At 64.1% G+C, this 10,629-nt stretch carries 7 protein-coding genes and 1 pseudogene; 4 read left to right on the plus strand and 4 right to left on the minus strand.

The window, feature by feature from the left end:
* Positions 1 to 474 precede the first annotated feature (474 nt).
* The 3 genes from JOZ76_RS18255 (at position 475) to JOZ76_RS18265 (ending at position 5,509) form a co-directional block, all read left to right on the plus strand.
* Positions 475 to 2,700 (plus strand): fused MFS/spermidine synthase, encoded by a 2,226-nt coding sequence (locus tag JOZ76_RS18255; protein WP_291700433.1) that lies wholly within the window; start codon positions 475 to 477, stop codon positions 2,698 to 2,700.
* Between the two features lie 385 nt (positions 2,701 to 3,085).
* Positions 3,086 to 3,919 carry an AraC family transcriptional regulator gene (locus JOZ76_RS18260; protein WP_291700435.1) on the plus strand — a complete coding sequence of 278 codons (834 nt, stop codon included), beginning with the start codon at positions 3,086 to 3,088 and terminating at the stop codon, positions 3,917 to 3,919.
* Between the two features lie 9 nt (positions 3,920 to 3,928).
* Positions 3,929 to 5,509 carry an amidase gene (locus JOZ76_RS18265; RefSeq protein ID WP_291700437.1) on the plus strand — a complete coding sequence of 527 codons (1,581 nt, stop codon included), beginning with the start codon at positions 3,929 to 3,931 and terminating at the stop codon, positions 5,507 to 5,509.
* Between the two features lie 185 nt (positions 5,510 to 5,694).
* Here the strand turns inward: JOZ76_RS18265 and JOZ76_RS18270 are convergent, their stop codons facing one another.
* Together JOZ76_RS18270 and JOZ76_RS18275 are read right to left on the minus strand one after the other, a co-directional pair.
* A complete protein-coding gene (locus JOZ76_RS18270) occupies positions 5,695 to 6,642 on the minus strand; it encodes a DMT family transporter (protein WP_291700439.1) in 948 nt (315 codons plus the stop codon).
* A 323-nt stretch (positions 6,643 to 6,965) separates the two neighbouring features.
* The gene (locus JOZ76_RS18275; protein ID WP_441300055.1) at positions 6,966 to 7,136 is read right to left on the minus strand and encodes a hypothetical protein; all 171 of its coding nucleotides are present in this window, start codon (positions 7,134 to 7,136) and stop codon (positions 6,966 to 6,968) included.
* A 568-nt stretch (positions 7,137 to 7,704) separates the two neighbouring features.
* Here JOZ76_RS18275 and JOZ76_RS18285 point away from each other — a divergent pair.
* The gene (locus tag JOZ76_RS18285; protein ID WP_291700444.1) at positions 7,705 to 9,099 is read left to right on the plus strand and encodes an aminotransferase; all 1,395 of its coding nucleotides are present in this window, start codon (positions 7,705 to 7,707) and stop codon (positions 9,097 to 9,099) included.
* Between the two features lie 6 nt (positions 9,100 to 9,105).
* On the opposite strand, the gene JOZ76_RS18290 is transcribed toward JOZ76_RS18285, so the two are convergent.
* On the minus strand, positions 9,106 to 9,843 hold the full coding sequence (locus tag JOZ76_RS18290) for an SDR family oxidoreductase (protein WP_291700446.1): 738 nt from the start codon (positions 9,841 to 9,843) through the stop codon (positions 9,106 to 9,108).
* 234 nt (positions 9,844 to 10,077) lie between these two features.
* Positions 10,078 to 10,629: pseudogene (locus JOZ76_RS18295) on the minus strand (hypothetical protein); the annotation flags it as partial.

Genomic DNA, 10,629 nt, shown 5'->3' on the forward strand with positions numbered 1-10,629 from the left:
AGTCTGCACAGGTTAACGGCGGCATTATTGGACGAGGCGGTATCGAGAACAAGGGCATTTCCGGATCGTCAGCTGTGGGTCACTAGCCTTCCCGAAATGCGTTAGCGCCACGGCCGCTTGATCCCTGCCGAATTGGTGCAGCACCAAATTCGGACGAACTGCCTTGGATAGCGTCCGACCCAAAGCAGCTGCCAGCCCAACCGGTTTTTTCCCCAGGGCATGGCTTGTCCGGCTTCGAGACCTACCGGGACGTGGACACCGTGTTGCGGCAGCCGATCGATGCCGACATCAGGCTGACGAAGTTGCGGGCCACGCTGTCCGAACGAAACGGGTCCGTGGCTAACCATTGCTTAACCTTGCGTGCGGCCTTGCCAGAATACACCGAAATATCCGGCAACATTGCGCAACCGGATGCAATCCTTGGTTACCTTTCCTCCTTAGGTTGTGGGGACATGCCAGGGGGATTCCATCCAGATGACGACCATTGAACTGCCCGCGGCGACGACGGCTCGCGCATTCGCCCCGGCGTGCATTCGCATCCTTTGCGCCCTCTTCTTCTTGTCCGGCTTTCCCGCGCTGATGTACCAACTGGTCTGGCAACGAAGTCTGTTCCGGATTTTTGGCGTCAACTCGGAATCCGTGACCATTGTCGTGACCGCCTTCATGCTGGGGCTCGGTCTCGGCAGCCTGTGCGGCGGCTGGATATCCCGAGGCAGCAAGCTCAAGCCGCTGCTCCTGCTCGGCGTGATCGAGCTTGCCACGGCGGCGTTCGGATTGGTCTCGCTTCAAATCTTCGAGCAGGTCGGCGCTCTCGTGGCCGACCTGCCGCTGCCTGCCCTTGCCGTCATCAATCTTGTCCTGGTGCTCCTGCCAACCCTCCTGATGGGCGCGACACTACCGATCCTGGTCGGATATCTGGCACGAACGTCCGGGCAGATCGGCGGCGCCGTCGGGACGCTGTATTTCGTCAACACACTCGGCGCCGCGACCGCATGCATTGTGTGCGCGATGCTGATTTTTCCGCATCTCGGCATGCACGCGGCGATCATGATTGCGGCCGGAATCAATATCGCGGTCGGCCTCGGCGCCATCGCGGCGCACATCCTCCTCAGTCCCGCCCCGACGGCGGAATCACCGACATTAGCCGCGGCGCCGAGCGCGCCAATATTCGGCATGGGTTTCGTCGCACTGCTCGCAATGGCGGGCGGATTCATCTCGCTGTCCTACGAGATCTATCTGTTCCGCGCGATATCGTTCGCCTCAGGGTCGAGCTCGCTGGCCTTCGCCATCACGCTGTACGCCTTCCTCAGCGGCATCGCGGTCGGCGCCCAGCGTGCCGGCCGGTCCTGCGAAACGCTCGCGCCGAAAGATGCGCTGCGCCAAGCCGCGCGCGAGCTGATCTGGGCCAATCTGTTCGGTGCGTTATTCTTGCCATTGATGACTCAGTTGGCATGGATCGGCAACGGCGTGCTGGGCGTTGCCGTTATCATGATTTTCTTGATTGCGCGGCAATGGGGCGCGCTGCTGCCCTATCTCTCGCAATTCGGCATCGCCGCGGATGCACGCACCGGTCAGCGGACGGCACTGCTTTATTTCGTCAATATCGTCGGCTGCGCCAGCGGAGCGGTCCTGACCGGTTTCGTGCTGACCGACCATTTCGGAATAAGGCAGATCGCAGTGATCCTGCTTGTCGGCGGCACGATATGCGCGGGCGCATTGATCGCGGCCGGTCAAACGAGCAGGCAGGAGAAGATCCGGCTTGGCGGCCTCGCCATTGCGGTTCTGATCTTTGGCATCGGCGCAATCGCCCTGCTGAGCAACCGGCTACTCGAGAATCTGCAGGCCAAGACGCTGTCCGACCATGACTTCGCCGAGGTCGTCGAGACCCACAGCGGCATCATCACTGTCGATACTGACGGCACGGTGTCCGGCAACGGCATGTATGACGGCCGTTTCAACACGGACCTGAAATCCGACCGCAACGGCATCGTCCGCCCATACGCCCTGAGCCTGTTCCATCCCGCCCCGCGGGACGTGCTGATGATCGGGCTCTCTTCCGGCTCATGGGCGCAGGTGATCGCCAACAATCCCGACGTTTCCTCGCTCACGGTCGTGGAGATCAATCGCGGATATCTCGAGCTGATCGCGAAACACGACGACGTCAAATCGATCCTGCAAAATCCCAAGGTCAAGATCGTCGAGGACGACGGACGGCGTTGGCTCGGCCACCACCCCGACGCGCATTTCGATGCGGTGATCTCCAACACGACGTACCATTTCCGCGCCAACGCGACCAACCTGCTGTCGACCGAATTCCTGGAGCTCGTGAAGCAGCACCTGAAGCCGGGCGGAATTTTCTTCTACAACACCACCAACTCGCGGCGCGCGCAGCGCACCGGCTGCACCGCCTTCCCCTACGGCGCCAGGTTCCTCAATCACATGCTGGTGTCGCAGACGCCGATCGCCTGGAATTATGAGCGCTGGCGACGAACGCTGGAAACCTACAGCATCGACGGCAAACGCGCGTTTGCCTCCGATGGCACTGATCGTGCGCGGCTCGATGAACTGATGGCCGACTACCGTCAGGACAGTACGACGATCGAGTCATGCCCGGAGCTCTTGAAGGAGACCGCGGGCAAAACGCTCGTCACCGACGACAATATGGGGACCGAGTGGCGTTACTTTCTCCACATGGAGTGACGGCCGCCGCCCAAGGAGCGACATCTATTATTCATTGGCGGGGCCGTAGGAAGAGCTCAAGCAGGTGCAGCAGATTTTGCTCGACCGGGATTGAGCAGCAAGTAGCCCGCATGAGCGCAGCGACATGCGGGCTACCATCATTCTGATGATCGTCCCGGAGAACGCCTCGCTCAGGGGAATCTCCATCGGCTGAGCGCTTTGGGGACTCCCCCTCGCCCGCCCCGCCGAGTCGCGGCGATCTCTCCCCGCAAGCAGCGAAAGGTGATCCGCCCCTACGGAGAGACCGCTTCGACCAACCTCATCGCGGCCGCACGGCAATCCCGATCAAGCAGGGCACCGTGGGAGGCGCTATATCTTGGCGAGTTTCACGCTGCTGTGAGCCGCCATGAGCGCCGTCGGAAAAGCGATCTGGTTCATCGAGACGCATTTTGCGGACGACATTTCGCTCGACGACGTCGCCAGGTCGGCCGGCGTATCGCGCTTCTATCTGGTGCGCGCCTTCGGGGTCGCGACGGGCCGTTCGGTCATGGGCTATGTGCGCGGGCGCCGCCTGAGCGAGGCCGCGCGTTCGCTTGCCGGCGGCGCGCCCGACATCCTGACCGTGGCGCTGCAGGCCGGTTACGGCTCCCACGAAGCCTTTACACGCGCCTTTCGCGATCAGTTCGCCCTGACGCCCGAGATGGTCCGAGCGCAGCGCCGCACCTGCAATCTCGATCTCGTCGAGCCGATCAAGCTCGACGAAACTCCCATCGCCGAGCTCAGCCCGCTGCGCTTCGAGCACGGCAGGCCGATGCTGATCGCGGGGCTCGGCGAACGCTACACCTGGGAGAGCAGCAAGGCCATTCCGGCGCATTGGCAGCGCCTCGTGCCCTATCTCGGGATCATGCCGCGTCGCGTTGGAAGGGTGACCTTTGGCGTGTCGTATAACGGCGATGACGAGGGCAATTTCGATTACATCGCGGGCTGCGAAGTCAGCGATTTCTCCGAGCTGCCGGCGGCGTTCAGCCGGCTGCGACTGGGCGCCCAAAAATACGCGGTGTTTGCCCATCGCGCGCATATTGCCGAGATCCGCCGCACGGTCTGCACCATCTGGACCAAATGGCTGCCCGAGTCGGGACATGAGGCCGCGGATGCGGCGGGCTTCGAATGTTTTGGCGACACCTTCGATTTCCGGACCGGACAGGGCGGGCTCGAAATCTGGATCCCCATCAAGACGTGAGGTGATCATATGAACGAAACCAGACGCGACTTCATCCTGGCGGCCGCATCGACGGTCGCCGCAACGTCGCTTCCGCGAGCCATCGCCGGCACGGCGGATGCTGTGGCGCGCAACGACAAGGGAGCCAAGACCATGGATTATCGAAGCGCAAGGGAGCTGATCGGGCTGTTGCAGTCGCGGCAGGTGTCGGCGATCGAACTCACCGATCGCGCGATCGCCCGCATCGACGCCCATGACGGCAAGCTCAATGCGGTCGTGGTGCGCGACTTCGCGCGCGCACGCGCCGCGGCGACCGAGGCCGACAAGGCGCTGGCGCGCGGCGAACGCGCGCCACTGCTCGGCCTGCCGATGACCGTCAAGGAGTGCGCCAACGTCGCCGGTCTTCCGACCACCTGGGGCATTCCGGGCACGGAGAAACTCCCGGTCCACGAGGATGCGGTGACGGTTGCGAGGCTCAAGGCCGCAGGCGCGATCGTGCTCGGCAAGACCAATCTGCCGCTGATGCTCGCCGACATGCAGAGCTACAACGCGATCTATGGCACCACCAGCAACCCCTGGGATTTCTCCCGCACGCCCGGCGGCTCCTCGGGCGGCGCGGCGGCGGCGCTCGCAGCCGGCTATGTAGCGCTCGAGCTCGGCACGGATCTGGGTGGCTCGCTGCGCATCCCGGCGCATTTCTGCGGCATCTTTGCTCACAAGCCGACCCACGGCATCGTGCCGGGGCGCGGCATCGCGCCGCCGGGCACGCCGTCGCTTGCGATTCCGATCCAGGTGCCCCTCGCCGTCGCCGGACCGATGGCGAGAAGCGCCGGCGACCTTGCGCTTGCACTCGACATCATCGCCGGCCCCGACGCAACCGACGCGCTCGGCTACAAGCTCGTGCTGTCGCCGCCCCGCCACACCGAGCTCCGCGATTTCCGCGTGCTGGTGCTCGATCAGCATCCGCTGCTGCCGACATCAGGGTCTGTTCGCGCCGCGCTCGATGCGCTGGCGGACCGTCTCGGCAAACACGGCGTCACGGTCGCGCGGACCAGCCCGCTGCTCCCCGATCTGGCGCGCATCGGCCGCACCTTCGTGCAGATGCTGAGCGCCGTCATGGCCGCCGAATCCCCGGACGACGTCTACGCCGGCTTAAAATCCAGAGCCGCGGCGCTTCCCGCCGAAGCGGACAGCATCGCCGCGGCGCGGCTTCGCGCCGCCACCATGTCCTATCGGGACTGGGTGAAGTCCGATCGCCTCCGCATCGGCATCACCGATCGCTGGCAGCTTCTGTTCCGCGATTTTGACGTGGTGCTGTGTCCGGTGACGCCGACGCCGGCATTTGCACACGACCACAGCGAGATGGCCGCACGCCGCATCCTGGTCGACGGCACCGAGATCCCCTATGGCGAGCAGGTCATGTGGAACGGCAACGCGACGCTGGCGGGGCTGCCGTCGACCGCGATGCCGATCGGCTTTTCCAGCGAAGGCCTGCCGATCGGCATGCAGATCGTCGGTCCGGCGATGGAGGACCGCACCACCATCGCCTTCGCCGAGCTGGTCGAGCGCGAGTACGGCGGCTTCGTCCCGCCGCCTGCGTTCAAGAGCTGACAACAGCGCGATGAAACTTGACTGAACCGAAAAGACCCGCGCGCACGCTCCCCCTTGCGGGGAGGGGTCGGGGTGGGGGTCCTCGGATTCAGTTCGTCGTGTGGTACCCCCTCCCCGCCGTCCCCCGCAAGGGGGAGAGAGCGCACCTCCAATGCGGCTAGAATCAAACCTCATCTCATCATGCTCTAGCTAACATTATCTTGGTCTCCTGCCGGCGCTCGTCCGAGCAGAAAGAGCCCGGCGAAGATCGCGGCGATGCCGGCGATGTGATACCAGGCGATGCGCTCGCCGAGCCAGGCGATGGCGAGGCCGGCGGAAAACAGCGGGCTGAGATAGAGGAACGCTGCGGCGCGCGCCGGACCGAGCGCGGTGACCCCATAGAGATAGAACAGATTGCCGAGCATGGTCGGCAGGAAGGCGATGTAGGCAATCGAGGCCAGCGCGGCCGCCGCGTCGGCCGGATCGAAGGCAAGCCAGGCGCCGCCGTAAACCATCCAGCCGAGATAGACCGGCAGCATGACCAGCAGCACGCCGGACCAGCCGGTCACCACCATCAGCGGCAGTGCTGGGATCGTGCGGCCCCAGTCGCGCACCCGCAGCGAGATCCAGGCGAACGAGATCGCCGCAAGCAGCGACCAGAAATTGCCCAGGCTGAAGCGCAGCGATGTCAGCGTTTCGATCTCGCCCTTGCAGATGATCAGCAGCGTTCCGGCAAAGGCGAGCGCAATGCCGCCGATCATGACCGGCGTCACCGCGTCGTCGCCCACCTGATCCCGCCGCAGGCCAAGGGTGATCAGCAGCACCCAGACCGGCGTGGTCGCATTGATGAAGCTGACCTCGATGGCGAGGCTCTGATAGGCGCCGCCGAGCAGAAAGTAGGAGAACAGCCCAACCCCGATCGCACCGCCGAAGATCATATCGCCCAGACGCGCCCGGATCGCCGGCCAGGCCTGCCGCAGCGACGGCAGCGCGATGAACGTGAGCGCCAGCACGGCAAGTCCCCAGCGCCAGAACACCAGCGACGGCAACGGCACGATGTCGCGCGCGGCGCGGGCGACCACATGGTTGGAGCCCCAGAGCGCCGCGGTGACGACGAGTGCGACGGTCCCTTGTGCGCGCGAAGCCGTGGTCATGCACGGCCGCTAATAAGGTGACGCCGTGTGCCTTGCAAGTCATCTCTTGGCGGCCGCGCCAGCCGGCTCGGCTAGCGTGCCCTCGCCTGCCACTTCGCCTGGCGCTGCTGCCGAAGCGGAGCTTCGGCGATGTCGCATCAGCGATGCCGGATCCCGGTTGCGTGCCAGAGGGGCACGTCCGATGCCGCTCCAGTTCGACTTCAATTCCTCGCGCGCTAGACGTGAGCGTTTTCGAGCCGAAGTGGGCACCGGTTCGCGTGAGGAAAACCGTCAAAACAAGAAGCTAGCGCCTCCGTTCCGATTCAATCGGAACGGAAAAGGCTCTAGTCCGCCGCTTTGTGTTCCTTGATCGCGCGGTCCACTTCCATCGCCAGCATTTTCAGGTGTTCGGAGAGTCTTGCGAACAGCTCGCGCTTAGCCATATCGGTCGCGAGCTTGCTGATCAGCGCACACTCCTCGGCGTCGTTGAGGAGTTTTTCCAGTTGCGTCTCCATGTCCCTCATGAGGCGGTCCCCGAGCGGTTACGAAACACTTTCATTATGGACCGCAACGCGGTCCATAATTCAACCACAAGGTTTTCCCGCGATGCGACAATTGCCGTGCGCTCCGCGAGCGTACGAACGGTTGAGCACCGGGCCGCGCGCGCGTCGAGGGTGCTGAAAACCGCCTGCAGCGCGAAGCGGCATGCCAGGCATCGCTCCTGGCGCTGCCACCCCTCCTCGCAAGCGGACGCGAGGTGAACCGTATGCGCACCGACATCTTCCCTTTCACGTCCGCGTGCAATGGTGGCTGGTCGGCGTCATCGGGCGGGTCAGCCGCACCGAATATACCGTCTCGTTCCGCCTGCGTGACGCGCGGACCGGTGCAATCGTTGCTGGAGCCGACAGCGGACTTCGCATGGGCGCCAATTAGTCGCGGAGTCGCGGCGCCGCGCGGCTGATCCGCGATCGGCTGATCGAGGTGCAGGCGCAGCAATAACGACCGAAGCAGGCCTGACGTGCAACCCCGTTACTTGACTGGCCATTCGGCGACGCACATTCTTAGGTCAACGATGTCGGAGAGATGACGACGATGCCGACGGTTGCTGCCTCCACGTTGCGCCAGCGCGACGCCGACCACATGCTTCACCCCTATGCCGATCTGAAAGCGGTCGCCAAATCCGGTCCGCTGATCATCGAACGCGGCGAAGGCGTCTACGTCTATGACAGCGAAGGGCGCCGCTATCTCGAGGGCATGGCCGGGCTGTGGTCGACGTCGCTCGGTTTTTCCGAGCCGCGGCTCGCCGAAGCCGCCGCGCGGCAATTCGCCAAACTGCCCTACTCGCAGATCTTTGGCGACCGCTCGCACGAGCCGGGAATTCTGCTGGCCGAGCAGCTGACGAAGATCGCGCCGGATGGCCTCAATCACGTGCTGTTTGCGAATTCCGGCTCGGAGTCGATCGACGCCGCAGCCAAGCTCGTGTGGTACTATCACAACCAGATCGGCAAGCCTGCGAAGAAGAAGCTGATCTCGCGCATCAACGGCTATCACGGCGTCACCGTGGCCGGCGGCAGCCTGACCGGCCAGCCACATGTCCATGCCGATTTCGACCTGCCGATCGCGGGCATTTTGCATACGGACTGTCCGAGCCACTACCATTTCGGCAAGGTAGACGAGAGTGTCGAAGCGTTCGTCGAGCGCATCGCCGGAAATCTCGAAGCGCTGATCCTGCGCGAGGGACCGGAGACCATCGGCGCGTTCTTCGCCGAGCCTGTCATGGGAGCCGGCGGCGTGATCGTGCCGCCGCCCGGCTACTTTGAGCGCATCCAGGCAATTTTACGCAAATACGACATCCTGTTCGTGGTCGACGAGGTCATCACCGGGTTTGCCCGCACCGGCGAAATGTTCGGTTCGTTCACTTATGGCCTGAAGCCCGACATGATGGTGGTCGCCAAGGCGCTCTCCTCGTCCTATCTGCCGATCTCGGGCTTGCTGATGACCGACGCGATTTTTGAAGCAGTCGCGCAAGGCGCGGCCAAGAACGGCGTATTCGGCCATGGCCTCACCTACGCAGCGCATCCGGTCTGCGCCGCGGTGGCGCTGGAGACGCTCGCGATCTATCACGAACGCGACATCGTCGCCCATGTCAAAGCGATGGCGCCGCATCTGCAGAATGGCCTGGCCGCCCTGCAGAACCATCCGCTGATCGGCGAGGCCCGCGGCGTCGGCCTGATCGGCGCCGTGGAGCTGACGCGCAGCAAGGCCGCTCGCGAGGGATTTGATCCCAAACTCGGCCTCGGCGCCTTCATCCAGTCGCGCGGGCTCGCGCATGGCGTGATCCTGCGCGTGCTGCGCAATGCGGTGGCGATCTGCCCGCCGCTGATCATCACGGAAGCCGAGATCTCGGAGTTTTTCGAGGGGCTGCGCCGCGCGCTCGACGACGGACTGGCCCATGCGCGCGACAAGGGCTGGATGTAGCCTGCCTCACCACTTTTCCTTGAACGGGCGGATCTCGAGCTCAAAGGTCCAGGCGCTGCGCGGCTGCTGGTAGAGCTGCCAATAGGCATCTGCGACCGACGAAGGGGGCATCAGCGCATCCGGATCGTTGAGCGCGTCGGGCCCGAGCGCCTCGATGCGACGCTGCCGCACCCATTCGGTGTCGACGCCGGAATCGATGATCAAATGCGCGACATGGATGTTTTTCGGACCGAGCTCGCGGGCCATCGCCTGCGCCACCGCGCGCAGACCGAACTTGGCGCTGGCAAAGGCGGCATAGCCCGCCCCGCCGCGGAGACTCGCGGTCGCGCCGGTGAAGAAGATGTGGCCGCCGCCCCGCGCCAGCATCAGGCGGGCCGCCTCGCGCCCCGCAAGGAAGCCGGAATAGCAGGCCATCTCCCACACCTTTCGGAATACTCGCTCGGTGGTTTCCAGGATCGGGAAGTTGACGTTGGCACCGACGTTGAAGATGCAGACCTCGAGCGGCGCCTGCTTATCGGCATCGTTGAGGAAGGAGATAATCTCCTCCTCCTTTCGCGCGTCAAGTGAACGGGCGAACACCGTGCCGCCGGCCGCCTCGATGTCCTGCACCAGGGGCGCGAGCTTTTCGCCGTTCCGCCGCCCGGCAAAGACCGCAAAACCCTCGGCCGCGAACTTTTTTGCGATTTCGGCGCCGATGTAGTCGCCGGCGCCGATCACCGCGGCGGTCGCGTTTCTCCTGGTCATTGCCTGCCTCCCTTGCCGTTCGAGGCGACTTGCCGACTCTCGGCCGCCGAGCATCGCCCCTGCCATTGGCGGGACACGCCGATGAGATGGCACGAAGGGCGCCGCTTTGCTTTCAAGCAACATCTACGGTTCTAAAATGAAACTGTCAAATATGATGATCGACATACCATTCAAGCGACCCCTCATCGAACCGGGACGCGGGCAAACAGGCCGGCTACGCTTCCGGAAGCAGCGCTAAAGCCGCACGACCTCACCGGTCCGGACGCTTTCGTCGGCGGCGAGCACGATGCCGAGCGAGGTAATCGCGGCTTCGTGATGCTCGGCGAGATCGATCTTGCCGCGGATTGCCTTCAGAAACAGCCGCTGCTCGCGCTCGCAGAGTTCCTGATGGCCGGGTTCGTCTTCGGTCGAGATCAGTTCGTCCGGCTTTGCGAAGCGGCCATCCGCGTCAACCGCGGCGTGATGGACGCGCAGTGCGTTGGTTTTCGTGTGGGTGTCGTGGTCGGAGGACCGCGTCGTCGTCTCAGTGCTCTCGCTCGCAACGATCGACACGCAGCCGTTTGGCCCGATCATGTCTTTGACGAAATGCGCGGTCTCGCTCATCATCGGTCCCCAGCCGGCCTCGTACCAGCCAACCGAGCCGTCGTCGAAGCTGATGTGCAGATGGCCGTAATTGTACATGGACGGCGCGATCTCGCCGGTGAGCCGGGCGCCGACTGCATGCACCGCGACGGGCCGCGCGCGCGTCACCTGGCACATGATGTCCACGTAATGCACGCCGCAATC

It is taken from the genome of Bradyrhizobium sp., assembly GCF_019244115.1.
In the GTDB taxonomy this organism is placed as follows: Bacteria; Pseudomonadota; Alphaproteobacteria; order Rhizobiales; family Xanthobacteraceae; genus Bradyrhizobium.